This is a genomic window from Marinagarivorans algicola (assembly GCF_001292705.1).
GTDB lineage: Bacteria > Pseudomonadota > Gammaproteobacteria > Pseudomonadales > Cellvibrionaceae > Marinagarivorans > Marinagarivorans algicola.
In genome coordinates, this window is record NZ_LGAK01000063.1 from 1 (window position 1) to 26,683 (window position 26,683).

At 45.2% G+C, this 26,683-nt stretch carries 23 protein-coding genes; 16 read left to right on the plus strand and 7 right to left on the minus strand.

Translation table 11 applies throughout. From position 1 onward, the window contains the following. Nucleotides 1-43: 43 nt before the first annotated feature. Both AC438_RS15140 and AC438_RS15145 read right to left on the minus strand, forming a co-directional pair. Nucleotides 44-1,105 carry a DUF2333 family protein gene (locus tag AC438_RS15140; protein WP_053982125.1) on the minus strand — a complete coding sequence of 354 codons (1,062 nt, stop codon included), beginning with the start codon at nucleotides 1,103-1,105 and terminating at the stop codon, nucleotides 44-46. 123 nt (nucleotides 1,106-1,228) lie between these two features. Further along, on the minus strand, nucleotides 1,229-1,918 hold the full coding sequence (locus tag AC438_RS15145) for a hypothetical protein (RefSeq protein WP_156312571.1): 690 nt from the start codon (nucleotides 1,916-1,918) through the stop codon (nucleotides 1,229-1,231). Nucleotides 1,919-2,374: 456 nt separating this feature from the next. Here AC438_RS15145 and AC438_RS15150 point away from each other — a divergent pair, with 456 nt between their 5' ends. From AC438_RS15150 to AC438_RS15200, 11 genes are all read left to right on the plus strand, one after another. Further along, nucleotides 2,375-4,126 (plus strand): protein-disulfide reductase DsbD family protein, encoded by a 1,752-nt coding sequence (locus AC438_RS15150; protein ID WP_053982105.1) that lies wholly within the window; start codon nucleotides 2,375-2,377, stop codon nucleotides 4,124-4,126. A gap of 362 nt (nucleotides 4,127-4,488) precedes the next feature. Then, nucleotides 4,489-4,929: a type II 3-dehydroquinate dehydratase gene (gene aroQ, locus AC438_RS15155; RefSeq protein WP_053982106.1), complete on the plus strand. Its 441-nt coding sequence runs from the start codon at nucleotides 4,489-4,491 to the stop codon at nucleotides 4,927-4,929. A 45-nt stretch (nucleotides 4,930-4,974) separates the two neighbouring features. After that, nucleotides 4,975-5,439 (plus strand): acetyl-CoA carboxylase biotin carboxyl carrier protein, encoded by a 465-nt coding sequence (gene accB / locus AC438_RS15160; RefSeq protein WP_053982107.1) that lies wholly within the window; start codon nucleotides 4,975-4,977, stop codon nucleotides 5,437-5,439. A gap of 17 nt (nucleotides 5,440-5,456) precedes the next feature. After that, the gene (gene accC, locus AC438_RS15165) at nucleotides 5,457-6,803 is read left to right on the plus strand and encodes an acetyl-CoA carboxylase biotin carboxylase subunit (RefSeq protein ID WP_053982108.1); all 1,347 of its coding nucleotides are present in this window, start codon (nucleotides 5,457-5,459) and stop codon (nucleotides 6,801-6,803) included. 96 nt (nucleotides 6,804-6,899) lie between these two features. After that, entirely contained in the window at nucleotides 6,900-7,772 is an 873-nt protein-coding gene (gene prmA / locus AC438_RS15170; RefSeq protein WP_053982109.1) for a 50S ribosomal protein L11 methyltransferase, read from the plus strand. 237 nt (nucleotides 7,773-8,009) lie between these two features. Beyond that, nucleotides 8,010-9,431 carry a DUF3426 domain-containing protein gene (locus AC438_RS15175; protein ID WP_053982110.1) on the plus strand — a complete coding sequence of 474 codons (1,422 nt, stop codon included), beginning with the start codon at nucleotides 8,010-8,012 and terminating at the stop codon, nucleotides 9,429-9,431. Nucleotides 9,432-9,919: 488 nt separating this feature from the next. Beyond that, on the plus strand, nucleotides 9,920-10,921 hold the full coding sequence (gene dusB / locus AC438_RS15180; RefSeq protein WP_053982111.1) for a tRNA dihydrouridine synthase DusB: 1,002 nt from the start codon (nucleotides 9,920-9,922) through the stop codon (nucleotides 10,919-10,921). Next, nucleotides 10,918-11,262, plus strand: a complete 345-nt coding sequence (gene fis / locus AC438_RS15185) for a DNA-binding transcriptional regulator Fis (RefSeq protein WP_082354211.1) — start codon at nucleotides 10,918-10,920, stop codon at nucleotides 11,260-11,262. Before dusB ends, fis begins: the two co-directional genes overlap by 4 nt. Before the next feature lie 135 nt (nucleotides 11,263-11,397). Beyond that, a complete protein-coding gene (purH, locus tag AC438_RS15190; protein WP_053982112.1) occupies nucleotides 11,398-12,972 on the plus strand; it encodes a bifunctional phosphoribosylaminoimidazolecarboxamide formyltransferase/IMP cyclohydrolase in 1,575 nt (524 codons plus the stop codon). A gap of 153 nt (nucleotides 12,973-13,125) precedes the next feature. Then, nucleotides 13,126-14,415 carry a phosphoribosylamine--glycine ligase gene (purD, locus tag AC438_RS15195; RefSeq protein ID WP_053982113.1) on the plus strand — a complete coding sequence of 430 codons (1,290 nt, stop codon included), beginning with the start codon at nucleotides 13,126-13,128 and terminating at the stop codon, nucleotides 14,413-14,415. A gap of 374 nt (nucleotides 14,416-14,789) precedes the next feature. Further along, nucleotides 14,790-14,990: a hypothetical protein gene (locus AC438_RS15200; protein WP_053982114.1), complete on the plus strand. Its 201-nt coding sequence runs from the start codon at nucleotides 14,790-14,792 to the stop codon at nucleotides 14,988-14,990. 532 nt (nucleotides 14,991-15,522) lie between these two features. Here the strand turns inward: AC438_RS15200 and AC438_RS15205 are convergent. After that, on the minus strand, nucleotides 15,523-15,780 hold the full coding sequence (locus tag AC438_RS15205; RefSeq protein WP_053982115.1) for a hypothetical protein: 258 nt from the start codon (nucleotides 15,778-15,780) through the stop codon (nucleotides 15,523-15,525). A 542-nt stretch (nucleotides 15,781-16,322) separates the two neighbouring features. Between AC438_RS15205 and yegD the strand changes: the two genes are divergently transcribed. Together yegD and AC438_RS15215 are read left to right on the plus strand one after the other, a co-directional pair. Further along, complete coding sequence (yegD, locus tag AC438_RS15210; RefSeq protein WP_053982127.1) at nucleotides 16,323-17,702, plus strand: molecular chaperone; 1,380 nt, start codon at nucleotides 16,323-16,325, stop codon at nucleotides 17,700-17,702. Between the two features lie 152 nt (nucleotides 17,703-17,854). Beyond that, nucleotides 17,855-18,220, plus strand: a complete 366-nt coding sequence (locus AC438_RS15215) for a hypothetical protein (protein WP_156317108.1) — start codon at nucleotides 17,855-17,857, stop codon at nucleotides 18,218-18,220. A gap of 681 nt (nucleotides 18,221-18,901) precedes the next feature. On the opposite strand, the gene AC438_RS17005 is transcribed toward AC438_RS15215, so the two are convergent. Further along, nucleotides 18,902-19,105: a hypothetical protein gene (locus AC438_RS17005; RefSeq protein WP_053982118.1), complete on the minus strand. Its 204-nt coding sequence runs from the start codon at nucleotides 19,103-19,105 to the stop codon at nucleotides 18,902-18,904. A gap of 10 nt (nucleotides 19,106-19,115) precedes the next feature. Here AC438_RS17005 and AC438_RS15230 point away from each other — a divergent pair, with 10 nt between their 5' ends. Both AC438_RS15230 and AC438_RS15235 read left to right on the plus strand, forming a co-directional pair. After that, nucleotides 19,116-21,512 (plus strand): DUF1592 domain-containing protein, encoded by a 2,397-nt coding sequence (locus AC438_RS15230; RefSeq protein ID WP_053982119.1) that lies wholly within the window; start codon nucleotides 19,116-19,118, stop codon nucleotides 21,510-21,512. Nucleotides 21,513-21,530: 18 nt separating this feature from the next. Next, the gene (locus AC438_RS15235) at nucleotides 21,531-22,841 is read left to right on the plus strand and encodes a DUF1552 domain-containing protein (RefSeq protein ID WP_053982120.1); all 1,311 of its coding nucleotides are present in this window, start codon (nucleotides 21,531-21,533) and stop codon (nucleotides 22,839-22,841) included. A 631-nt stretch (nucleotides 22,842-23,472) separates the two neighbouring features. Here the strand turns inward: AC438_RS15235 and AC438_RS17255 are convergent. Then, nucleotides 23,473-23,760, minus strand: a complete 288-nt coding sequence (locus AC438_RS17255; RefSeq protein ID WP_053982121.1) for a hypothetical protein — start codon at nucleotides 23,758-23,760, stop codon at nucleotides 23,473-23,475. A 55-nt stretch (nucleotides 23,761-23,815) separates the two neighbouring features. On the opposite strand from AC438_RS17255, the gene AC438_RS15245 reads away from it, so the two are divergent. Next, nucleotides 23,816-25,093: an alpha/beta hydrolase fold domain-containing protein gene (locus AC438_RS15245; RefSeq protein ID WP_338011130.1), complete on the plus strand. Its 1,278-nt coding sequence runs from the start codon at nucleotides 23,816-23,818 to the stop codon at nucleotides 25,091-25,093. Between the two features lie 729 nt (nucleotides 25,094-25,822). On the opposite strand, the gene AC438_RS15250 is transcribed toward AC438_RS15245, so the two are convergent. Then, nucleotides 25,823-26,269, minus strand: coding sequence for an SMI1/KNR4 family protein (locus AC438_RS15250; RefSeq protein ID WP_053982123.1), 447 nt, complete (start codon nucleotides 26,267-26,269; stop codon nucleotides 25,823-25,825). Nucleotides 26,270-26,318: 49 nt separating this feature from the next. Continuing rightward, nucleotides 26,319-26,683 (minus strand): HNH/ENDO VII family nuclease (locus tag AC438_RS15255; RefSeq protein ID WP_202904779.1); only part of this gene is annotated, 365 nt, incomplete at its 5' end.

A 26,683-nucleotide genomic window follows, 5' to 3' on the forward strand; every position in this document is an offset into this window, starting at 1 on the left:
CTACTCGGTAGCGCCTTTTTAAATCAAGCAATACAGCCCAGCATTAACCTTGAGCTAAAAGTTCTCGCAGATTAATAATAGCGGCGTTGGCTCTGGCTATGTAGCTCCCCATAACCAGCGAGTGATTGGCAAGTGTGCCAAACCCACTACCATTTAAAATCACAGGGCTATAAACAGTTTCTTGAGTGGCCTCTAGCTCCCGAATAATTTGCTGCACGCTTACACTCGCATTCTTTTTAGCTAGTACCTCTGAAAAGTCTATTTCTACGGCTTTGAGTATATGAATTAACGCCCAGGCACCGCCACGCGTTTCATAAAAAATATCATCAATTTCTAACCACGGCGTTTTGATTTCCATTTCGGCCGGTGATGAGGTGGACTGTGCCGCAGCAGAATCGCCGGCTAAATCGGTATTTAGGCGGCGCTGACCAACACTCGCACTCAAGCGCTGCGATAAACTCCCCAAACGCGACTCGACCGTAGCCAGCCAATAATTTAAATTATCGGCACGGGCGTAAAACTGCGCCGTATTGCGCTCATCCTTAATGAGTTGATTTAAGTAATCCTTAACGTGTCCCATGCCTGTGCGGTATTCTTTTTCGGTATCAGGCATAATCCAGCTGGCACTATCAAAGTTAAATAGTGGGTCGGCCATCATGAGTGATTTATTTTCTACCGATTGTGATTGCGACCGACTAAAGGCCTCGCGCAGCGCTTTACTCAAATCGCGCACCTGCACCAATGCGCCGTACTCCCAATTGGCTCGGTTATCAAGCCATACACCGGGTAAAAAAATATCGTTAGAGACATAACCATCAAGCACAGCCTCCATGACCTCTAGCAGACTTACAGTGGTAGCCACACCATGAATTTTGATATGTTCAGCAGACACATAGCCTAACGCCTGTTCTTTAATATCGAACATCTCAGGCTCTTGGCTTTTCATCCACCCCCATATCAACAATATCAACAGCCATAACACCAAGCCCATAGCCACTAGTTTTAGCCAGGGCCTCCCATCACTCATATCTTCGACCGCACTTTTACAGTGCGCTACTGCACGGGTTCGTGCAGCTTGTATTTGCTGAGTTAATTTTTGCAACATCATTGTTTTATTCCTGCAATGGGTGTGTATTAAGCACTTAAAGTTACTATTTTTGTCACTGTTGGGCTAAGGTCAGACCTAAAAATCAACCCTAAAGCTCGGGCGTATCATGCGACAGAACACTTACAGCGGTGCCAGCAAATGAATAGCGGGTTTTTTGGCCAAGCGAATATCGCCGCGTACACGGTATGTCGGTGTTGCACTATTGAGTGTCTGATATATCCAGCGCCCCTCTTTGTCGTTGCGCGCATGAATCAGTACAGCCTCATCGGTATTGGCTACTCTTGCGGCTATTTGCTCTAAGGCTTGGCGCGCTTTGGTATTTTTTGCACTTAACGCACTGGCATCAAGTGCATAAACCTTAATCAGTAAATCGTTAAAATCTTGTGGAGGTTGTACTTTTTGATGTTTTGCCACGCGCGCCCTTAATGCGGCAACCGCACGATTGTGCTCGGCTGTTAATGCAAAAACACCCGTACGACCACTCGCAGCAGCGGCTAATTCACGCGAGTAATTTTCATCAATAATCGCTAGAAATGTTAACGCGTGATGCACGCTACCGAATTCAAGCTCGTCATTGGCTAGTGCAATGTAGCGCTGCAAAATTAATTGCAAGCCTCGCTTGGCATGCTGATTATCTGGCGCAATCATCAGTACCGCATTATAGCGATCAAACGCATTATTATACTGCGGCTGGGTGTAACGCTTTGCACTAAAAGCTGCATCAGCCTTGAGTAAAACCCTCGCAACCAACACCTCGGTATTGGCTCCTTCAGCATTAGCTGCAACAACACCAAAAGTGCCAGTACACACGAAAACTATCGAGATTATAAAGCGGCAAAGTAGCCAGTGACGACAAGGTAAATACATTCTACTGCTCTTTATCATAATAAATAATACTTAAGCCTACGCTATGATTGGACGCACATTAACCTACTACAACCGCACCATACTCACAACGCACCATTATGCACAGCAACTGCTGGAATAATTAATGCTAAACCTCAGCCTATCGCCTAAATCTGCCAGTCGTGCATCTGGGCTTGTAAAGTATTGAGGGCAGCACGTAGAACGGCAAGCCACGCTCAGTGTAACCAGCTTGGCAAACAAGTCTACCCACAACCTTTTATTGGCGCGCGCATGCAGTACACTTTTTATAGAAGGCCATCTAAAATCCGGAACTAGAGCAGGCTCTACGCTGTCACAAGCTGACAACATACCTTTGCGCTGCCATTGCGTACGCCTAACCCTATAAAAGCAGTTAACCCCATGAAATTAATTACCTTCGTTACACTATGGCTTGTACTAGCCGCCTCAGCGTTTAATGCATGGGCTGCCGATCCTTTCGCAGCAGCCTCTGGAGATGAATTTTTACCTGTCGAGCAAGCTTACCAAGCCGACCTTACACTCAAGGGTGACAAGCTGCATATTGATTGGGCAATCGCACCTGGTTACTACCTGTACAAAAAAGAATTCAAACTGGATTACCTAACCCCAACAGATAAAACTCGGCTTAACCCCACACTTGAAAAAGGTAAAATGAAGTTTGATCCTTATTTTAATAAAGATCTAGAAACCTACTACAACACCACACGTATTGTACTTGATATCAGTGGATACGATAATCAATTTGAACTTAAAATGAAATCACAAGGGTGTGCCGATGCTGGATTATGCTATGCACCGCGCAGCCAATACTTTCAAATTGATAAAACAACAGGGCAAATCACCCAAACCAAAAAGCAACAAACAACCCTCACCCAAGAGGGGCAAACATCAGAGGCTAGCTCGCAAGCAGCACTCATCCCCGAAGAAGCCCCTAAATCACTCCTTGTGTATATTTTACTGGCAATGGGTGGCGGTATCTTGCTTAACCTGATGCCTTGTGTGTTTCCGGTTTTATCACTTAAAGCTTTGAGCTTTGCCTCTCACTCTGAAGACAAACACAGTCATCAAGCACACGGCTGGGCTTACACTGCAGGAATTATTGGCTCTTTTATCGTTGTTGCCTTGGCCATTTTAGCCTTGCGCTCGGCAGGTACAGCGGCAGGCTGGGGCTTTCAGTTGCAGTCTCCACTCTTTGTTGCCGCCGTTATGTACTTGTTTTTAGTGATGGGCTTAAGTTTATCGGGCATGATTTATTTTGGCACCGGTTTAATGGGTGTTGGCCAAAACCTGACGCAAGGCGGCGGCTTAAAAGGATCGTTTTTTACCGGCGTATTAGCCGCTGTTGTGGCCAGCCCTTGTACCGGACCAATGATGGCGCCCGCGCTAGGCTTTGCGCTCACGCAGCCGGCATATATAGCCATATCAATCTTTATCGCTTTAGGTTTTGGCTTGGCACTGCCTTTTTTAGCCTTAAGCTACAGCCCGGCACTAGCGCGTAAACTGCCCGCACCAGGCACTTGGATGGAAGTACTCAAACAGTTCTTAGCCTTTCCCATGTATATTACGGCCGCATGGTTATTGTATGTTTTTGGTAACCAAGTCGGCATGACCGGCGCGTTTTTCTTAATGCTCGGCGCGATTGCCATTGTGTATGCTATTTGGGTATTTCAGCATATCCCCGAAAAAGGTGTAGGTAAATGGCTTGTGCAATGGAGTGGTTATGGCGCCCTTGTATTAGCAGGATATATTGCCTACAACGGCGAAACCTTTAAAAAAGATGACAGCTGGATCAATTACACTCCGACGGTTATTGCCGAGCTACGCGAAGGTGGCCAGCCTGTATTTGTCGATTTTACCGCCGACTGGTGTATTACCTGTAAAGTCAACGAACAAATCGCATTAGACCGTGAAGAATTTCGTGAAGTCGTCGCGCGCTATGATTACGCCAAAGTAAAGGGCGACTGGACAAACCAAGATGAAGATATTACCAATATTCTGACCGAATATAAACGCAGTGGTGTTCCTTTGTATTTAGTCTTCCCCGCAGACCCAAGTAAACCTGCCGAAGTACTTCCGCAAATACTGACTAAAAATCTCGTCATCGAAGCACTCGAGCGCAACGCCGCACTTTAACGCACTAACAGCTAGTACTTCTGGTCAATCAGTAATGCCGCTCGATATCTCGCCATACGAATATTGAGCGGTGTTACGATGATTAAGTCTGGCAATATTTTAGGGTGAGCGCTAACATTGACTTAGCGCGTTCAGTATTAAAACGCATCACCAACTGCTCATTATTTCAACAGCTCGCAATCATCCAAGCAAGTAAACTCCTCTAAATTTCGGCAATTACGCAGGCATTTGCAGAGAATTCGCAGTTTCACTGCAAATCATCTAGACAGCCCTGCACAATTTAGGCACAATCACGCTCTCATTTTGACGAGTATTCACTCCCGAGTGCACTACCCGTTACCGCGTTACTTTGAGGATTGCCCATGGCTAATATTTTGGTACTGCACGGCCCCAACTTGAATTTATTGGGTACCCGCGAGCCAGAAACCTACGGCCACCATACCTTAGACGATATCAACGCTAATATCACAGCACAGTGCCATGGCGCCGGCCATAATGTTGTGATCTTGCAAAGTAATGCCGAGCACGTGTTAATAGATGCCATTCATAAAGCACGGATTCAGGCGATCGCTTTTATTATTATTAATCCAGCCGCATTCACGCATACAAGCATTGCTTTACGCGATGCTCTAGCCGGGGTCGCCATACCCTTTATTGAGTGTCATTTATCAAATGTACATGCTCGTGAGCCCTTTCGGCAGCATTCCTATTTATCTGATATTGCCAAAGGCGTCATCTGCGGCTTTGGTGCAACCAGTTACACTTTAGCGTTAAGCGCAGCCTTTCAACAATTAGAAACTTAGCGCTATATTTACCCTACAACATTGAGCCGTAATAAAGAGGTCACCATGGATATTCGCAAAATCAAAAAATTGATTGAGCTACTAGAAGAGTCAAATATTGAAGAGCTAGAAATCAGCGAAGGCGAAGAATCGGTTCGCATTAGCCGTGGCTCGCGCAACCCTGTTGCTATGCAAATGCCAATGCAAACTTACGCACCACAAGTAACTCAGCAAGCACCTGCTGCGCCTGCACCCGCCCCCGTTGCTGTGGCCGAGAGTGCGCCAACAATAGTGAGCGGTCATACGGTTAACTCACCTATGGTTGGCACTTTTTACGGCGCCCCAAGTCCAGGGGCCGAACCTTTTGTGAGTGTAGGTAAAAGCGTCAAAGTAGGCGATGTCATTTGTATTATCGAAGCCATGAAAATGATGAATCAAATTGAAGCCGATAAAGACGGGGTTATTGAATCCATCTTGTTAAAAGATGGCGAGCCGGTGGAATTTGATCAACCTTTAGTGATCATCGCTTAAGCTACTGAGGAATTCCTATGTTATTTGACAAGGTTCTCATTGCTAACCGCGGTGAAATTGCTTTGCGTGTATTGCGCGCCTGTAAAGAACTGGGCATTAAAACGGTGGCGGTTTACTCGCAAGCCGACAAAGACTTAATGCATGTAAAACTAGCCGATGAGTCGGTGTGTATTGGACCCAATTCATCCACTCTCAGCTATTTGAATATTCCGGCAATTATCAGCGCCATGGAAATCACCGACTCAGTCGCCGTGCATCCAGGCTACGGTTTTTTAGCCGAAAATGCTGACTTTGCGGAACAAATTAATAAAAGCGGCTTTACGTTCATCGGCCCCGATGCGGAGACTATTCGGTTAATGGGCGATAAAGTTTCAGCGATTCAAGCCATGAAAAAAGCCGGCGTACCCACAGTGCCAGGCTCTGACGGGGCACTGCCCGAAGACAACCCCGAGCGCTGCTTAGAAATTGCCAATAATATTGGCTACCCCATTATCATCAAAGCGGCGGCTGGCGGTGGCGGCCGCGGGATGCGTGTCGTGCACACCGAAGCCGCACTCATCAACTCAATTAATCTAACCCGCTCTGAGGCACTTGCCTGTTTTGGTGATGGCACAGTGTATATGGAGAAGTTCCTCCAAAACCCACGTCATGTCGAGGTTCAGGTCATGTCAGACGGGCAAGGCGGCGCAGTACACTTATACGATCGCGATTGCTCGCTACAGCGTCGCCATCAAAAAGTGCTCGAAGAAGCGCCAGCCCCACACCTTGACGAAGGCGCGCGCCAAGCCGTATTCCGCTCGTGTGTACAAGCGTGTATCGAAATTGGCTACCGCGGTGCTGGGACTTTTGAGTTTTTATACGAAGATGGCCACTATTACTTCATTGAAATGAACACGCGTATTCAGGTCGAACACCCCGTTACCGAAATGATTACCGGTGTTGACCTCATCAAAGAGCAAATTCGCGTTTGCTCGGGGCTACCGCTTAGCATCACCCAAGACGACATTAGCGTTCGCGGCCATGCCTTTGAGTGCCGTATTAATGCCGAAGACCCCGATACCTTTATGCCTTGCCCTGGTACTATTAATACTTATCATGCGCCAGGCGGCTTGGGTGTACGAGTAGACTCGCACATTTATTCAGGCTATAAGGTACCGCCTTATTATGACTCAATGATTGCCAAAGTGATTACGCATGCACGCACGCGCGAGGCCGCCTTAATTCGCATGCGCGTCGCTCTAGATGAGCTTGTTATTGGTGGTATTAAAACCAACATTCCATTACAACAAGACCTAGTACGCGATGCCGCATTTGCCGAAGGGGGCGTTAATATTCACTATCTCGAGAAAAAACTCGATATATAATCAACGTATACAGCATTAATAATGCACCCAAGCCTAGCAATAGGCTTGGGTGTTTTTATATTCACACACCACACATGCCCATCAAAGAGATTGTCCATGCCTTGGCTCGAGATACATATTAATACCAACCGCGATGACGCCCCCGCCATAGAAGATCACTTAATGGCCGCAGGTGCATTGTCTGTCACCTTAACAGACAATGAAGATCAACCCATTTTTGAACCCGCCTTAGGCGAAACACCGCTATGGTCAGCCACTCGAGTGACCGGTTTATTTGACGCCGACATCAATACTCAAATAATCGATAGCCAGTTAGCGCTGCCCGCTAGCATTAGCTTTAAGTGGCATATTGTAGAAGACAAAGATTGGGAGCGTGAATGGATGCAACACTACCACCCCATTCAATGCGGCGAGCAGTTTTGGATTTGCCCCAGCTGGATAGCCCCGCCAAACCCCAGTGCCGTTAACTTAATGCTAGATCCAGGCTTAGCCTTCGGTACCGGTACACACCCCACCACTTTTTTATGTTTGCAGTGGCTGGCCGAGCAAAACATCACATCGAAACATGTGATCGATTACGGCTGTGGCTCTGGCATACTAGGCATTGGGGCATTATTGCTTGGCGCACAAAAAGTATTAGGTGTTGATATCGACCCTCAAGCGCTACTGGCCACCCAAGACAACGCGCAGCGCAACAATATTCCTGCCGAGCAATTCCCTGTCGTCTTTCCCGATAAATGTCAGCAAACACCTGTTGATATCATGCTCGCCAATATTTTAGCAGGTCCGCTAGTTGAGTTAGCCCCTGTATTAACACCCCTCGTAAAAACCGGCGGCAAACTGTGTTTATCAGGTATACTCGCCACCCAAGCGCAAGCAGTACAAGACGCCTACAGCGATGCCTTTACCTTCGACCCCGTTGCACAAAAAGAGGAGTGGGTACGCCTGAGCGCAATTAAAAAAGGCTAATCTCAGGCTAACAAAGCTTCGAATGGTACTCCAAAAACCTAAACTTGACCCAAGGCTACAGCGCATACACAATAGACTTTTTGACCTTTTTGTAACCTAAGTGCAGCATTTTTAAGAAAATATCAAAATTTTGTTATAAGCTTAACGCGACTGTCTCGCTTGCTTTTTAAGCAAAGTGCCACAAAATAGCGCCGGTTTTTTAATAATGCTCGCCAACCCCCAGTGATTGAAGAACACATGACAAGCCTAATTACCCGCTGCCCTAAGTGCGCGACTGCCTTTAACGTAACCGATGCGCACCTCAACTCCGCCAATGGTGCCGTACGTTGTGGCTCGTGCCTTAATGTGTTCAACGGTCGCGAACATCTGACCGATAGTGCCAAAAAAACACCTGCCGCCGTCATGCTAGACGACGAATTGTTTCTCGATGACGAGCTCTCACAAGACGAATACACCCACAACACACCAGAGTATGGTACCGCAGAAGCCATTATTGAGCCCCAAGAAGAAGAAACCGTCGAGGTCGAGGATGACGAGAGCTGGGTACTCAAGTTATTAGAAGACGAAGGCCATAGCCCTTCACAACTAGGCCTAAAAGAAAAACCCTTAATCGCTAACACGCAGGCAGCCCCAATAACCCAAACACCTTCTTCTGCAGCGAACACAAAACACCCCAACGCAAAAATAGACGCCACAACAGCAGCGCCCAAAACAACAGTCGCCGCCCCCATAGCAACGGATACAATCGCACAGCACATAGCGGCACCCGATGCATCACCTGCCCCCCTGCCTAAAGGTACTGAAGAGCACATGCAGCACTCTCACGACGATAGCGATAGCATCACTGAGGAAGACACTCAAATACCAATGGATATTCTGCAAGCCTTCGGTACTGAGACGCCCGCCAAAAAACAAGACATAAAGCCAGCAGAAGCGCATAGCGTCAATGCAGTAGCTCCCACACAAGCCGCTCGCAAAGCCTCTGAATACGCCGCCACTAAAGCGCAAGAACCGGAACCCGAAGCACATATTGCCGAGCAAGAGCTGGCCGAGTTACAACAAGAATTAGAAGTAGCTAAGCTGGAGGTTGTACCCAAAGAGGGCAGCCGTAATGACTCACGCTTGCTCGTTGACGCTATCGAAGTCGATGCCGTAGAACTCCAATATACCGGCCAACGCCCGGCTTGGCTCAGCCGATTAACGTGGCTACTATTGGCCATCCTAGCCACCACCGCTCTTATAGGCCAGATTGCTTGGCTCAAGTTTGATGAACTCAGTGTTAAAGAGCCGTACCGCCAATATTATGGTATAGCATGCGAACATTTAGGCTGCACCTTAGCGCAACTCAAAGATCTTAGTAAAATACGCACAACCGATTTATTGGTGCGCACCCACCCAACCAGACAAGAAGCTTTATTAGTCGATGTGGTCATTCAAAACCACGCTACTTTTGAACAACCCTTTCCTAAGCTCACACTGGTTTTTAGTAATATTAAAAACAAAATTGTTGCTAGTCGCGCTTTTAACCCGAGCGAGTACTTAGGCGGTGATCTCGCAGGCGCCGACTTAATGCCCGCACAAAAAGCAATCCACCTTTCGCTAGAGCTAGTCGATCCAGGCAAAGGCGCAGTGAGCTATAAAATCACCATTAACGAATAAGGCGCACACCGCCTTTGCCTGAGCTTCAATTCACCAGTATTTAATCATCTAGATATCACTCAAAAAGGGCTTTATAAGGTCTTGCGTGGCAAGGTGCTGGCATCGGTATATTTTGATTAAAAAAGCAGCGACTCGGTAAATCAGGTTAATTGGCAGTCTGTTTTTTGCCGACTTGTGAAGCAACTAGCAGTTTTTTACAAAAATATCGCCAAAAATTAGCTATTTTTTAGCCAATTTGGTCAAATTATACTTTTGAAAATAAGGCTGTAGAGGTATGATGGCGCCCCTTTTTTGAGGCTCTAAGAACGCGACCAATTCAAGCACTGAATATGCCCGCTAGCCTTAGGCTAAGCGCTCGATGCCAAGCTTAAAACCCATAAAAAGGTCAACCGCTGTAACCTTACCGCATACGTATTGCGGTAAATAACCGCTACATTCGCTAGCCACATTAACAAGTTCAAACTTGTCTGCATCCTAAGGGGATCAATTTGTTTCATATTGGGCCATACGCCATCGAGGGCAGTGCCGTACTTGCTCCTATGGCAGGTATTACCGACCAGCCCTTTCGCAATGCGTGTCGCACACAAGGCGCAGCGCTGGCGGTCAGTGAAATGGTCACCTCACAAACACATTTATGGCAAAGCCGTAAATCGCAAAATCGCTTAAATTTTACCCATGAAAACGGCCTGCGCTCGGTTCAAATTGCCGGTAGCGAGCCAGCCCAAATGGCGATGGCTGCGACAGCCTGCATTGACGCTGGCGCTCATATTGTCGATATCAATATGGGTTGCCCAGCCAAAAAGGTTTGTAACAAAGCGGCCGGCTCGGCCCTGCTTCAAAACGAGGCACTCGTCAAAGATATTCTTAATGCTGTTGTCGATGCTAGCCACGTTCCTGTGACATTAAAAATTCGCACAGGCTGGAGCACTGAAACCAATAATGCGCTGAATATTGCCCTTATTGCCCAAGAGGCAGGCATTAGCGCGCTCACCATTCATGGTCGCAGTCGCGCTTGCCGCTTTAAAGGCCACGCCGAATATCAAACCATTGCGCAGGTTGTTAAAGCCATTGACATCCCCGTGATTGCCAATGGCGACATCACAACCCCCGAGCAAGCTCTACGTGTACTAGAGCAAACTCAAGCCGCCGCCGTCATGATTGGCCGTGGCGCCCAAGGAGACCCTTGGCTGTTTAACCGTATTAATCATTTGCAGGCCACAGGCCAGCACCTTGAGAAGCCCCACTTGGCTAAGGTCGCAAAAGCACTGCTTTTGCATCTTAATGCCATGTATGAATTCTATGGTCATGAGCACGGCATACGCATTGCGCGTAAGCATTTTGCTTGGTACATGGACAAACACCTGTCGACACAAGAAGCCGCAAAGGCCGCGCGTCAACAGTTCAACCTTTTGCAATCATCAAAAGAACAACTACAGCTCGTACGCAGATTATTTACCGAGCACCTACCATTAGAGGAAGAAGCCGCATGAATTCAGCCGAACCTTTTATTACTGAGCGCCCACAAGAACCTACAACAGCACCTGTCGCGCCCAGCGTTGCAGTGCCTCAGTTTTCACAACCTGAGCAGCGCCAAGTAGGCCAAGCGCAATCGCTACGCGATTACGTTGAGCAAGCAGTAACAAATTATTTTCAGCACTTAGAAGGCCAAGAGGTCACCGAGGTTTACGACATGGTGCTATCAGAAGTTGAAGCACCGCTATTAGAGGTAGTGATGAAATACTGCCGCCACAACCAAACCAAAGCGGCCACCGTACTGGGTTTGAACCGTGGAACCTTGCGCAAAAAACTCAAACAATACGGTTTGCTTTAAGCACTACCGACTCAACGCCTTGCCGGCACTTAGTGCGCCGGCAAGGCGTTTTTGTGTGCATTTTATTTTTTACACTGTCACCCTGTTGACACCATTACTTTTTTCTTAACTTAGCAAGCCGAGGATCCAACCATCATGCCACATTCACAAAATGTTGCTGTGCGCCGCGCACTTATCAGTGTGTCTGATAAAACCGGTATTGTTGAATTTGCCCAAGCCCTCAGTGCCAAGGGCGTAGAGCTACTGTCTACAGGCGGTACTTACAAGTTATTACAAGATCACAATATTGCAGTGACAGAAGTCTCTGATTACACCGGCTTCCCCGAAATGATGGCCGGCCGTGTTAAAACCTTACACCCCAAAGTACACGGCGGTATTTTAGCTCGTCGCGGTGTGGATGAAGCCGTGATGGCAGAGCACAACATTAAGCCTATTGACTTAGTGGTGGTCAACCTTTACCCCTTCGAAAACACCGTCGCCAATGTCAATTGCAGCTTAGAAGACGCTGTTGAAAATATCGATATCGGTGGCCCCACTATGGTTCGCGCAGCGGCCAAAAATCATAACGATGTGACCATTGTCGTTAACGCAAGCCGCTATGCGAGCATTTTGGCCGAGCTCGACACTGATAATAGTATTAGCTACAAAACACGCTTCAACTTAGCCATCGAGGCTTACGAGCATACTGCTAGCTACGACGGCGCAATTGCCAATTACTTTGGTCGCTTGGTCGAAGGCGGTAGTGAAGACTTTAGCCGTACCTTTAACAACCAACTCATCAAAACACAAGAAATGCGCTATGGTGAAAACCCGCATCAAAAAGCAGCATTTTATACCGAGAAAAACCCCGCTCAGGGCAGTATCGCCACCGCTAAACAATTGCAAGGTAAAGCGCTTAGCTACAACAACATTGCCGATACCGACGCTGCGCTCGAGACAGTTAAGCAATTTGAACAAGCGGCTTGCGTCATTGTGAAACACGCCAACCCTTGTGGCGTTGCCGTCGCAGACGATATTTTAAGCGCCTACGAAAAAGCCTTTGAAACCGATCCAGAGTCGGCCTTTGGAGGCATTATCGCGTTTAACCGCGAGCTTGACGTGACAACCGCCGAAGCGATTGTGACTCGCCAATTTGTCGAAGTTATTATTGCCCCTAGCGCAAGCACCGCCGCTATTGAAGCAGTCAGTGCGAAAAAGAACGTGCGCTTATTAGTTACCGGCCAATGGCAAGACACGCCAGCTGCAGGCTTAGATTACAAGCGCGTAAACGGTGGTTTATTAGTGCAAGATCGTGACAACGGCATGATTGGCTTAGATGATCTCAAAGTAGTCACCCAGCGCGCGCCAACCGACGAAGAGCTACAAGACCTACTTTTCGCATGGAAAACGGCCAAAATGGTAAAATCTAACGCGATTGTTTACGCTAAAGGTTTGCGCACTATTGGCGTGGGTGCCGGTCAAATGAGCCGGATTAACTCAGCCCGTATTGCTGGCATTAAAGCCGAGCATGCCGGTCTAGAAGTACCAGGTTCTGTTATGGCAAGTGATGCGTTCTTCCCCTTCCGCGACGGTTTAGATAACGCCGCCGCCGCTGGCATCAAAGCGGTGATTCAACCGGGTGGCTCGATGCGTGATGAAGAAGTCATCGCGGCAGCTGATGAGGCCGGCATAGCGATGGTCTTTACCGGTATGCGTCACTTCCGCCATTAAGTAAATTGCAAGCACTCATACTGCAAATAACCAGATAGTGCCAAGACTTCGGCATGAGTATTTTCAAAAGCTGTATGGCACGCTCACACAGTATGCCATCATTGAAAAAATTCCATGCCGAAACCGTCATGAATTTCCTAAGAGGAATTTAAAATGAATATCCTTATTATTGGCGGCGGTGGTCGCGAGCATGCACTAGCATGGAAAGCGGCGCAAAACCCTGCTGTAAAAACCGTCTTTTTAGCCCCTGGCAACGCCGGTACGCAAGGCGATGGTAAATTACAAAACGTCGATATCGACGTTTTAGCCTTTGATAAACTAGCCACCTTTGCACAAGACAATAATGTGGCCTTAAGCATTGTTGGCCCAGAAGTGCCTTTAGTCGATGGTATTGTCGACTTCTTTCAAGCCCGCAATTTAGCCTGCTTTGGCCCAAGCCAAGGCGCTGCGCAACTCGAAGGCTCTAAAGCCTTTACCAAAGACTTTTTAGCCCGTCATAACATTCCAAGTGCCGACTACGAAAAGTTCACAGACGTAGAGCCGGCCCTTGCCTACCTGCAAGAAAAAGGTGCGCCTATTGTCATTAAAGCCGATGGCCTTGCCGCCGGTAAAGGCGTAATTGTTGCGATGGATTTAGCCACCGCCGAAGACGCCGTCAAAGATATGCTCAGCGGTAATGCTTTTGGTGAAGCCGGTTGTCGCGTGGTGATCGAAGAGTTTTTAACCGGTGAAGAAGCCAGCTTTATTGTTATTGCCGATGGCAAAAACGTCTTGCCAATGGCCACCAGTCAAGACCACAAACGCGCAGGCGATGGTGATACGGGATTAAACACCGGCGGTATGGGGGCGTATTCACCAGCACCGGTTGTTACACCCGAGGTTTATGACCGCGTGATGGAGCAAGTCATTATGCCCACCATCAACGGCATGGCGGCCGAGGGTAACACCTATGTTGGCTTTTTATACGCAGGCTTAATGATTGATGCTGCTGGCAACCCCAAAGTCATCGAGTACAACTGCCGCTTTGGCGACCCCGAAACACAACCTATCATGATGCGTTTGCAATCTGACCTTGTTGACATTTGCCAAGCTGCCTTGGCCGGCAATTTAGCCAGCACAACCACCGAGTGGGATCCACGCCCCGCTGTAGGTGTCGTATTAGCTGCTGGCGGCTATCCAGGCAGTTACAAAAAAGGCGATGTGATTAGTGGTTTAGAAGGGCTAGAAACTGCCAACACGAAAGTCTTCCATGCCGGTACCGCAACCCAAGACGGCAATATCGTTACCAACGGCGGTCGTGTTTTATGCGCTACAGCGCTTGGCGGTAGCGTGACCGAGGCGCAACAAAGTGCCTACGCTGTGGCTAATAAAATTAGCTGGAAAGACGTTTACAAGCGCAACGACATTGCCTACCGCGCCATTGAACGCGAGCAACAGCAATAAAGTCCTCTAAAGCCATCTGTATTAAAAATAAAGTAACTATTCAGAGAGGCGAAAGTGGGCACTAATGCATCATTGCCTGAGGCGGGCGCGATATAAGCGCTCTCGACAGTTTGCTCCTGCACTGTCTAACCCTTGCTTTCCCTGCAAGGTCCGGCGCTTAAACGCCCAAAAAATATCCATCAGCACCCTATCCGGTGAACTTTTCCAGCTCGGCTGAAGAGTGACAAAATAAAGATGGCACTGAGTATAAAGCCCGCTAGTCAGTCACTGGCGGGCTTTTTTATTGACTCCGTCTTTTGAATACACGACTATCCACATTAACATCAACTCTCATACTCATAATCGCACAACTCATTCCGGCAAAGGCCTTAACTATGACTCGCCCAACCGATTTTAACCAATGCCCTAAATGCAAAAAAAACACCGCTACCTCCGCTATCCATAGCGATGGCACTGGCCGATTTTATTGCATTGAAAAGCACTGTCACTTTGAAGTAACCACACAAAAACAAGATATGAATAAAGCGGTGGGTAAGCTACAAGAAATCAAAAAAAAGATGTTTCCTTCGGGGTAACAAGTCTGCCGCACACTCATCCATCACACCATATAAAAGGCTAAAATCAATGCCGCTATTGAGAGGCACTAAAGGTGAGCATCAGATAAGTAACCACAGTAATTAAATATTCAGAAAATAATTCAGCCATTAAGTAAAATTTTTTAAATGAACTCAATAGTTAAAAATAAATTAAAAATACATGGCAATAATTAAATCTTAGTAACAATGATGTGCACAAAACATGCGCCAAAATAATTCATCGGTACCCTATCCGTTAAGAGCCGCAAAAAAGTTCAAGAGTATAAGCTCAGTAGGCAATTATATTATATTGAATATTTTCATTCATTTATCACATCCTCGCAACCATCAGTGAAAAGCGCACAATAAAAAATAAAAAACCTCAAACTATGGAAGCCCTGAGGTTTTTTTAGCTGTTATCGATTTGTTTTTGTATAAGAACAGCGGTGCCATCTTTACGTTTTTTAAGTATCTAAATCAGCACGCCATTAATGACCACAAAGTAGAAGACTTTACTTTAATAGGCCAGCTATTAAATAGGTTGACCACCATAATTCGATTGCGGCGCTTTCGGTGGGTCTGCCATGACATTAACATCGACCTCTTGTATTTTGCCACCGCGAGCCAAAAAAGCTTTAACATCGGCCTCTAGCTGTTTTCTTGCGCGCTCACGCTCCGCTTGGTCACCGGTATCAGCCTCTAAAGTCGAAGACGGGACTGCATTGCTCGCGCCGCCCTCTATCGTATCAGCTTCAGTGTCACTATCTAAAACATCGTAATCATCACTCATAACAACTCCCGCTCTTTGTTATTTTTGTTTACTATTCCTGCATTGAATTTCGCTTATGGATTATTTAATATTTATGCCTGAGTCTAGGCGTAAAAAACGCACTAGATTGCTAGTCAATAATAACCTGAGTATTGCCGGCTTTTTTATCAACACACATTTCATACCAACACTTCAAAAATTATTATTGAGGCGTAAATAATACTTCCTATGCCAAAATATAACAGCACAAGCCAAACCCGTAATTTGCTGATTATTTATAGCCAAACCCAAAGCCAGTAGCCAATATAAAGAGTGAAATTCTTAGGCCTTTTTTTACTTAAATGCTTCTTACCTAAAACACTTTGCTATTTGTTCAAAAAACATCGATGAGCGTCAAAAAAACATGACTCGCTGACCTAAAGTTTGACCATCAGCGGCGCAAAATTGGCACTATTAGATATTTGACACTCAGCGATTTTAAGGCCATACATAAAACCTCACTTGACCCCAACAACAACTCAGCACACAATGCCGCGCTTTTTAATATTGTGGTAAAAAACATTATGACAGCATCAATAGGCTCTATTGCCGGCTTTGATTACGGCACCTCGAATTGTGCATTAGGTACCATTGACGAGGGTACAATCACGCCTATTGCGCTACAAGCCAATAGCCGCTATCTCCCTTCACTTGTTTATGCCGAAACCCGTGACAGTATTGTGGAATTTGTCGCTGCTAACTTAGCTCAGCCTGCTGTAGCTGACTATCGCCATGCACGCCAAGGGCCATTGCGCAATGCTGCTCTGTTTAGGCGCGAGCAGGGCATTCGCGACGACGAGCAGTTAGTTCACTTTGGCGCAGCGGCTATGGCGCAATATATTCAAGCACCCGAAGAAGGCTTTTTTGCCAAATCTCCTAAATCTTTTTTAGGTGCAACAGGCCTAAGCTCGCATCATCTCACTTTTTTTGAAGATGTAGTCAGCGCGATGATGCTAGAAGTCAACAACAAAGCCTACGCCCAAACGGGCCAGCTGGCACACAGTGTCGTGATTGGTCGCCCTGTCAACTTTGCCAGCTTAAACGCAGAAGAGGGTAATCGCCAAGCGCTAGCGATACTCACCACGGCAGCGCAGCGTAGCGGCTTTAAGCATATTGAATTTTTATATGAGCCGCTGGCTGCAGGCTTAGCATTTGAGCAAAGCTTACAAAAAGACACGCTTGTATTGGTACTGGATATTGGTGGCGGTACCACTGATTGCTCAATGATGCATATGGGGCCTAACTACAAACATAAGCCCGAGCGTGGTGGCGACTTTTTGGCGCACTGTGGTATACGTATAGGCGGTAACGATTTAGATATTAACCTAGCCACTAAAGCCTTTATGCCATTAATGGGGATGCATGAGCATACCAAAGATGGCTTGCCTATTGCCTCTAAATACTATTTGAACGCCATGCGAATTAACGATATTAACGCACAAAGCCAGTTTTATAGTCCAGAATCTAAACGCGCTATTACTGCCCTTGCCCGTGAAGTAGAGGACCCCACAGCGGTGAAGCGTCTTATTCATATGCAAGCACATCAAAAGAACTTCTCTGTCATTAAGACGGCTGAGCAAAGTAAAATTGCGCTATCGAATCAACGCACTCATATCGCCGACTTAAGTTTTATCGAAGAGCACTTACAACACAGCCTCACACGTGAGGCCCTTAGTCTAGCGATCGAAAAGCCTCTAAACCAAATACTCACACTCATACAAGAGACCGTCAGCCAAGCAGGCACAAAGCCTGACTTAATTTTTGTGACCGGCGGCTCGGGCCAAAGCCCGATGATTCGGCAAGCGGTACAAGAATATTTTGGCAGCATTGAGCTTGTCGATGGCGACCACTTTGGTAGTGTTGTCACTGGACTAACACAATGGGCGGGGAATATTTTTAAATAGCGCGATAAGTTTAAGCCGCACTCACAATGATTTTTGAGAGGCCCGCAATTGAGTATTAATCAATCATTTTTAGGGCTGCTCAAACAATGGTTTTTAACGTGAAGTAAAGCTTTTGTGTAATAAAATGCCAACCATAAAGTAGCAGGTGCCTCTTGCCCCACACAACCCCACTTATTAACGCCAGTATGGCATTGCTGCTATACGGCAGCTGGGCCTTTTATGCCAATATTGAACATGGCTATGCCGCTGGATTGATCGCGGGTAGCCTGCAGGGAATTTATGCGTTTGGCTCAACACTGTGTATTACACTAGTAGCACTGTGGGTTTATAAACGCGGCGGCGGCGGTATGATAGGTATAAGCGCCGGTTTTGGCCTTAGCTTTATTGTAATGCTCATTATACCCTGGGCAGTACACAGTATTGCAGATACACCCAACAAACTTCAAACCGTATTACCCGGTATTATTTGGGGCAGCGTGTACTTGATGGTTATACTTCATCAACACGCAAAAAAATAAATACCCAAAAAAATATAAATACCCAAAAAATATAAATACCCAAAAAATATAAATACCATATTGTGATAAGCCGCTAACGAGTATTCACACTATAATAAATAATGTTAGTCCTACCGACTAACACCCTGCATGCTAAATAAAATGTGTATAGTAGCCAGGGATAATTCTGTGGGCATTTAGTAACCCAACCTTACAAACAGACTAGATCGTGTATCGGCATAAGGATAAGCAAAATTAAGATTTGCAAACAGCTTACGAACATCATCCGTGATCGACTAATGCCCAATTTCAGTATCTCTGCGCAGCAATAAAAGCTATTCATATGCAGCCGCTTAAGTTTTGCGTAAGCTGACACGGTGTAGCTTTCGCTATAACTTTATCATCTAAGAGTCTCAAGTTTTTTATGAGCCTGAGCATTAGCCGTGATGGGGCTCTCAATTTAACGTCTCTCTTATCTGGCACGTACCTATTCCCGATTGACACAAGCCCCGTGGCCTCTGCGCTTGCGTCATGCGCCCTCTGGGACATCAATAAGTCCCAGATGCACGCCTTCATTTGGCAATTTCAATCAACCACTTGAATGATTAGAGTTAGTGGCAGGTAAATGCTTGCCCGCTCCCTGTAATGCCTTTGATACACGTATTACAAACATATAAGGATGCTCACAGCATTTAATTGCCTTTACTTATTAAAGCAACTGAGGTAGGTCATGAAAATAGCAAGATACAGTATGCGAATGATGGTCGCGGTAGGAGCTGTACTATCACTAACAGCTTGTGTTGGTGAGCCCGGTGATGCATCTAGTGCAACATCAATATCTAGCGCTCCAGCATCGAGTATGTCATCGGTAGCATCAAGCGCACCCAGCTCACAGGTATCACTCATAGGTGATAGTGTGCGCGGAAAAGAGCTTTATGAAGGCTCCGCATACAGCTGTATTAATTGCCATGGTAAAACAGGGCAGTCTCCGCTGCCGGTATTTCCTAATATTGACCCCTCAAAATCGGAGCTACTACATAAAACTACAGGCAGCCGCATTTGGAGTCTAGCAGACTACATCACCGCCTTTATGCCCGCTCCCGATAAATGTGATGCACAATGTGGCGCCGATATCGCTAGCTATATTGCCACTTGGTTAGACTCAGGCTCAAATAGCTCTAGCGATAATCCCGCCGAAGTCTGCGAAGTTGATAGCGTCTCTTATGGTCGCCGCCAACTACGTTTATTAAGCCGTGCCGAGCTCACTCAAACCCTAAAAGACTTAACCGGCTACTCATTGCAGCCTGTCGATTTAGGAGTGCCTGACGATGCAGTGGTAGAAGGTTTTGTTAACCATACGCGTAGCTTTGTCACGCAAGCGCACTACGACTCTTATATCGCAGCAGCCGAAGCGGCAGCCAAATACGCTGAGAGCAAAAACTTTGCCGGTATTATTGATTGCAGTGGCAAAAATCTTGCGCAATGTGCTGATGCGTTTACTGCAAATTATGCCAGTAAAGTTTTTAGACGCCCACTAACCAACCAAGAGCGAAATCGTTATAGCAGCATTATTACGGCAGCCGGAGACACTAAAGCAGGCCTTAAATTTGCGCTAAATGCGATATTAAGTTCGCCTAACTTCCTGTACCGCTCAGAGCTTGGTGTAGATGTCGCTACAATAAGAACACAAATAGATGCCGTTAACCGAGAGCGTCGCCAACCAGCGCAGCCCACTCCAAGCCAAGGGCGAACAATTCTCGCCACATTAGAAGGTGCTTCACTTGGCTTAAATGGTAACGAAGCAAAACGTATCAACCAGAATCAAACATACGGCAAAAACGTTAAATCAGTGTTTCCATTCTCTAACAACAATATCATTATTGTTAGAGCTAAAGGCGCCAAACTAGGCGGCCAGTGGCCAACACTTGAATTAACAATTGACGGCACCTCTATTGGTAAAGTTGAAATTAATAAAGATACCTTTGCGCAATATACATTCAGGGTTAGAAACCTAAATGTCAATGCAGGATTTTTAAAGGTCAAGAATATTCGCGGCAGCGGCTCACAAGCCAAAAATCGCTACATAGAATTCACCAGTATTAAATTCGGTAAGCTCGGCGGCACAACAACTACAGGCCCAGCCAATACAACCATCGTTGCCAAACCACCAAGCAATATTGACTCTGACGCCTATGTATTATCACAATATGAATTGGCGACATTTTTAGCTTATACATTTACCGGTAGTACACCTGACAATGCATTACTCAATGCGGCCAAAAACTGGGCTTTAGATACTCCTGAAAACATTCAAAAGCAGATCAAGCGCCTATTAAATACCGAAAAAGCAAAAAATCATTTTGCTAACTTTGGTGCTCAATGGTTACACACAGATAACATTTTAGATGTCAGCAAAGACACCGACTTGTACCCAGATTTTACTCCTGAAATTCGTACAGCAATGGCACGTGAAATAAGAGAGATATTTAAAACTGTTATTTTTGATGGCAATCAACCTATCACATCCATTTTTAATGATTTTAGCTTTTTAAATAAATCACTGGCCGATTACTACGGTGTTTCGGGGCCAACGAACAATAACTTTGTGCGTGTTAACGACCTTGGTACACGTGGTGGCGTACTAGCCAGCGGCGCCTTTATGGCAGGCTTGGCGGGTTTAGATGAGTCCTCGCCGATTAAGCGCGCAGTCAGCGTACGCGAGAACCTACTGTGCCAACCACTTCCCCCTATGCCAACCGATATCGACAGTGCGCGTGATGATGCTGAAAATGCATTACAGAATTTTATTGACTCCCAAGGTGGTGCAATCACCAATAAGCAAAATTTTCACTTCTTAACCAAAGATGCACCATGTAGTGATTGCCATCGTGAATTTATCAACCCACTGGGCTTCGGTATGGAAGATTTCGATGCTGCAGGCCGACCACGCACAAAAGATCTCAATAACCTAAATATTGATCTGATGGGCGAGTTAATTGGTACCGAAACTTTAACTGACGGCAATGTTAAAGCCTTTGAGGGCACTATGGGACTATCTAAAATCCTAGAGCAATCAACTCAAGTTCCTCGCTGCTTTGTACAAAAAGGCTTCCGTTCGGTCATGGGTGTTGGGCATAAATACTACGATCATATTGCAGAAGATGCCCCAGAACTTTCTGATGCTGAAAAAGCTGGCTACGCCTGCGTAATCAGCAAAATGTCTGGCGCGATGGAAAGTAAAAATATGAATGCTAAAGCTGCCTTTGAAGCACTCGGTATCAGCGATATTGTTCGCTATCGTAAACTCTATTAATCTGCGGAAGCTATTGCTATGAAATCAAATAGACAAAAAAATATTTTAGACCGTCGCACCTTCATTAAAAATACTACAGCAGCGGGTGTGAGCGCTGCTATTGTTAACGGGTCTAGCATTGCAGCAGGCATGATGGTGGCACGTAGTGCCACCGCGGCAAGTAGCCAAGGCGTACGCCGGGTTATTTGCCTATACGTACCTGACGGTGCGCCTGTAAAAGGCATTAACCGCTGGTTACCAACAGGGAATTTAAACCTAGCGCCAACCTCACTCCCTCTTGAAGGAGTCAAACAAGACTGTATCTTTTTTAAGCAAACATTAATCAGCGATAAGAATGGTACAGGCTGTGGCGGACACGCAAATACTGACAAAGCCTTTGGCGGAATAGGACAACGCAGTACCTTTGATGTTGAGCTGGCCAATGCTATTGGTGATGCCTCGCCTTTTCCTTCGCTACAGCTTGGCGTACAAAGCCGTGGTAAAGGAGGCTTAACAAGCCCCACCAAAAAAAATGGCAATACTATTTTGTACGAAAATAACCCCATTGCTGCTTTTAATCGTCTCTTTGGCTCTAGCGGTAGCGCCGGTGGCAATGGAGGGTCATCCAATACCCAGTTAAGTAAACAGCGTATCGTGGATATCCACAAAGCCGAGCTAGACGCCTTAAAACGCTCTTTAGGTAGCGCAGAGCGCTCAAAGTTAGCTGAGCACTTAAACTCCGTTAAAAAACTAGAAGATCGCTTAAAAGCAAGTATGGATAATGACAGCCCCTCGGCCTGTTCAACTGCTGGCTGGAACAGTAGTAACTTTACTTATAGCGCCACAAATAAAAGTCGCTTTACTCGTGAAGCGCAATTACAAATGGACACAACCGTTTTGGCTTTGCAATGCAACCTGACTAATGTGATTTCTATTAGTTTGGGCAATCACCAAGCCGAGCAAGTTATACCTACACTTAAGCATAATAATATTGATTACCATAAATGTATCCATGGCGGCAACATTAACGCCTTTATTGAAATGCGTGCTTATTTAAGTGAGCAAGTCGCTTATTTAATCAAAAGCCTTAAAGAGGCTAAAGATGAATTTGGCGAAAGTTTATTAGATAGCACACTAGTTATACAGTCGAGTGATATGGGTGACGGCAACGTGCATAGCTCCATTGATGCACCCATTATGCTCGCCGGCGGTGGTAGCAGTGTACGCAGTGGTCGCGTCATTAATGCCGCACGCCATACAAGTGTTTTTGATACGGCCGCTCATTTGCTGGGTGTTTCGGACAAAGTCACTCAATATGGGCAAGGACCAATCACGGGTGTTATTGCTTAGATTATTTCTGAATATCTAAGTAGTCACCTTGCCAAAAAAGCAAAGTTTAGGCTTTTGCGTCGGTATACCGTCAAACGTATAAAGGCGCAAAAGTGTAAGCAGTCCAAGCAATATAATTTTCAAGATAATGATAATTAAATAAATATTTAATTATCATTATCTATAGCACAGTGGATATATAAAAATAATAAGCGCATAAAAAAGACCACGCAGAGCAACTTAATTTACTTCGTGCTTGCAAATACTCTAATATTTTTTAGCTAACTTAATTTAGCACTATATAAGCAGACACCTCAAATACCTAACATAAACCACTTTAAAAAAGCGTAAACAGTATTAAATTAGGGTGTGTAAGAGACAATAATATATGTAAGTGCTAGCGAAGCTACCGCTGGGTCAAACCTACAGCACGGCATATATTCAGAACTTCAAGCGTTATAAATGAGTTAATTTGATAATCATCAAAAAATACATTGCTGGCCAATGCAGCCTATACGCTCAATAAATTATCACAATGCCGACTTTAACCGTAAAGTCATACATATTAGGAGTCATTCAATATGAATAAGAACCTCTTACAATTTGCGAGTATTAGCGCCCTAATACTGGTAACAGGATGCACTGGTGCTACTCAGCCGCCCTCAACCCCCAGCTCAACCCCTGACACCATGAGCTCAGCTATTGCGTCATCAGCAACACCGGTATCTAGCTCATCTATACCGGCCTCAAGTAGTATGCCATCACCTGCATCGAGCGTTCCTGTGTCTAGTTCGTCTGTGTCTAGCTCGTCTGTGTCGATTAGTTCATCATCGGTAGTGCGATCCTCAGTATCGAGCAGTCGCTCATCAATGGCTATGAGTAGCGCTAGCGCCGGTTCATCCGATGAGAAAATAGGGCCTAACTTAGTACCTAATGGCAATTTTTCAGAAGACCCGAATAAACCGGGTGCTAAATGGGTTGTAGTGAATCAAAACATGTCGCAATCAGATTTAGACTGGGTTGAGAAGTCAGCAGTTCTTACTGTTTCGGCTATCTCGGATAATTGGTGGGAAACTACCTTCTACTCACCACCCTTTACATTAACTAAAGGAAAAAAATATCGCGTTTCAGCCAAGTTTAGTGCGGTCAATAATAGTACTCAAAAAACTATGCGCTTTCGCGCAAGGTATTCAGGCGGTGCACCATTTGGAACTAATATCGGTGAATTTACCGTTTCAGATACCCCAACAGTCAAAACATTTATATTACGAGTACCTAACAATGCACCTAACAATAATGTTCAAACGCAATTATTATTTAATTTAGGTGCAGATGAAAATGATGTGAAAATCGATAATGTCTCTGTCTATGAACTTGGCACACCAGAGACAACCTTTGAAATCACCAGTTACAAAGATATTCGCTACTCGCAGCGCTTTCAGAGAACGAGTGTTGCTGACTACCCAGCCAATCACTCACCAAATGTTTTAGATATATATCGCCCCGACAACAATAATGTTTACCCAGGTATAGTGCTAGTACATGGCGGTGCTTGGCGTTTTGCCGGTAAAGGCAAGCTAGAAACTACCGCCAAGGAGCTTGCAGCAAAAGGTTATGTTGTTGCCAACATTCACTACCAGCTTTCAACGCCCACGACTAAATCATTCCCCGAGGCCATCATCGATGTTAAATCCGCTATTCGCTGGTTTAGAGGCAATGCACAAACCTATAATTTAGATCCAAATAAAATTGCGGGTATCGGGGGCTCAGCCGGTGGCAACCTTATTGCCATGGCAGCAACCACCTCTGAAAAAAATGACTTTGATGGCCCTGCTAATGCTTACAGTAATATTTCCGATAGGCTACAGGCAACTATTGTTTTAGCTGGCGGAATGGATCAAGAATACCGCTTAAGAGTCACCGATCCTTCTGCGGCTAATAGCGAATATGTCAAAAGTTATTTTGGTATTACAAGTGCTTCCATTAATTTAAATAATAATCGACAACTCCGGCTTTTACGCAATGCATCACCCATACAACATGCTAATGAAAAAATGGGGCCTATTTTACTTATTGAAAGTGGCGGCGATGTACCTAACGCCCCTAAAGGTCGGTATAGCGAGTCATTATTTAATAAACTGGATATGCTAGGTATACCTAATGAATACAAAAGAATTACCAATGCTCGACACTCCAAATGGGACAGCGAAGCACCTACTCGAGCTGTTTACATGATGGAGTACGAACGTTTCTTAAAAAATAACTTAAAATAAAAAAACTAAAATATTCATTATTAATCTTAACGATTTAATATGACTTTTTAATTAAGTTTTGCAGCACCCAGTCGCTAAAACGTATTTTTAATAGTGACACTATAAATGGCCATAAACCACCACTGAGTTTATGGCCATTTTTTATTGACTACTATATTTCATACTGGGGTATTCATACTGGAACATGAAAAAATATTTTGGCGAATAACAGCTTTAGCACTCCAGCTTTTGGTTTCTTTGACTTGCCACTTAAGCCATTACTTAACTTCGCACGCGTCAAGGCAGCCTTAAAAATACTGAGCAATCAGGGATTATTTTGGGCTAGCCGATTATATTGATTTAGTCGACTGGACCGGCAGCTATTGAGCATCCTGCTCCCGCTGCATTAGTGAATTCCTTCACGTCAGCTTTGTTCGCTAAGCACAGGCAAAGACCCAAGCGCGCAGCCTAATACCCAACCATCATAAGTTTTTACCGCATCACCCACCATCACTCCCGCCCAACCCAATAACCCCAAGTTATTAGCTTGGGTTCTTTATGCTTTTTATTGAATTAATGCGCTATTAGCGATTATTTTGGCGTGACGACACGATAGTCGATAAATCTTAGTGTCTCTTTCTTTTAGTCACGCCTGTCCTAGCTTTGCTATTATAAATAGATTAACAACTATCCTGACATGAGGGACTATCGAAACACCCTCTACTTAAAACCTCTCTATAAAACTCGATATTACTTAAATGTTTCCAAAATATCACAAATTGCATCAGGTACAGATTGATTCCTTGGTGTTATAGACTTAGAAAAAGGGTCAAAAAAGTATATCTTACTATCACTATGATCAAGCAACTCATAAGCCTCATTCTCCTCAGCGTTGAAAACAGTAAATCCAGACCTCACCTCTGGATATTCACTGTAAAAAGTAATCGTATCATAGTGCACACAACCTTCTGACTCTTCTAGTTCGGCGCCGTCAAAAACACCTGACACGCAAACATCTGATATGCACAGAGCACCATATCTCTGTAAAAAATGGACATAATCTTCACAAAAAATAATATTAAGTTTGGCCTCAACTAAAGAAATAGATTCTTTATTAACACCTTGAGCTATATCAAGAGAGTTGCCATGATTTAGGTGATACTTTATTAGCTTATCAACATCTGAAAAATCACTCATAACAACTCTCTACCCTAAATTAACGTCTAATAACATATTAAATCTAATTTTAGAAATCCTTCGCTCGCCCTTTCCAATAACGGCCTCTAAACGATGTATAAGCATTTTTTAAAGTTTTATCTCGCCTAAAGCTTTCTTCAATCATATCATGCAGAACCTTGTGATTGACAGAATGTATTGTAGCTTCGAGCTCAGCTATTGGTCCAGGTTCAACTCCCAATAAATGATGAAGATTTATTTGTTTTCCGTCCGGTCCAATAGGAGCTTTGCCATCTTTCATCAGATCAAGATTTGTTTGCCCATTAGCTATTCTTGCTTTGATAAACTTATTAGCTTTTGGGTGAACAAATTTCGGCTTACCAGGATCAATTCCACCAATTAACTTTAAGATGTCTCTTGACTCAAATAGCAAAC

What these genes read in the sequence shown, in the direction of transcription:
- AC438_RS15140 (WP_053982125.1), bottom strand. Translation starts at nt 1,105, where the DNA reads ATGTTGCAAAAATTAACTCAGCAAATACAAGCTGCACGAACCCGTGCA.
- AC438_RS15150 (WP_053982105.1), top strand. Translation starts at nt 2,375, where the DNA reads ATGAAATTAATTACCTTCGTTACACTATGGCTTGTACTAGCCGCCTCA.
- aroQ (WP_053982106.1), top strand. Translation starts at nt 4,489, where the DNA reads ATGGCTAATATTTTGGTACTGCACGGCCCCAACTTGAATTTATTGGGT.
- accB (WP_053982107.1), top strand. Translation starts at nt 4,975, where the DNA reads ATGGATATTCGCAAAATCAAAAAATTGATTGAGCTACTAGAAGAGTCA.
- accC (WP_053982108.1), top strand. Translation starts at nt 5,457, where the DNA reads ATGTTATTTGACAAGGTTCTCATTGCTAACCGCGGTGAAATTGCTTTG.
- prmA (WP_053982109.1), top strand. Translation starts at nt 6,900, where the DNA reads ATGCCTTGGCTCGAGATACATATTAATACCAACCGCGATGACGCCCCC.
- AC438_RS15175 (WP_053982110.1), top strand. Translation starts at nt 8,010, where the DNA reads ATGACAAGCCTAATTACCCGCTGCCCTAAGTGCGCGACTGCCTTTAAC.
- fis (WP_082354211.1), top strand. Translation starts at nt 10,918, where the DNA reads ATGAATTCAGCCGAACCTTTTATTACTGAGCGCCCACAAGAACCTACA.
- purH (WP_053982112.1), top strand. Translation starts at nt 11,398, where the DNA reads ATGCCACATTCACAAAATGTTGCTGTGCGCCGCGCACTTATCAGTGTG.
- purD (WP_053982113.1), top strand. Translation starts at nt 13,126, where the DNA reads ATGAATATCCTTATTATTGGCGGCGGTGGTCGCGAGCATGCACTAGCA.
- AC438_RS15200 (WP_053982114.1), top strand. Translation starts at nt 14,790, where the DNA reads ATGACTCGCCCAACCGATTTTAACCAATGCCCTAAATGCAAAAAAAAC.
- AC438_RS15205 (WP_053982115.1), bottom strand. Translation starts at nt 15,780, where the DNA reads ATGAGTGATGATTACGATGTTTTAGATAGTGACACTGAAGCTGATACG.
- yegD (WP_053982127.1), top strand. Translation starts at nt 16,323, where the DNA reads ATGACAGCATCAATAGGCTCTATTGCCGGCTTTGATTACGGCACCTCG.
- AC438_RS17005 (WP_053982118.1), bottom strand. Translation starts at nt 19,105, where the DNA reads ATGAGTGATACCTGTGAGCTGGGTGCGCTTGATGCTACCGATGACATA.
- AC438_RS15235 (WP_053982120.1), top strand. Translation starts at nt 21,531, where the DNA reads ATGAAATCAAATAGACAAAAAAATATTTTAGACCGTCGCACCTTCATT.
- AC438_RS15245 (WP_338011130.1), top strand. Translation starts at nt 23,816, where the DNA reads ATGTCGCAATCAGATTTAGACTGGGTTGAGAAGTCAGCAGTTCTTACT.
- AC438_RS15250 (WP_053982123.1), bottom strand. Translation starts at nt 26,269, where the DNA reads ATGAGTGATTTTTCAGATGTTGATAAGCTAATAAAGTATCACCTAAAT.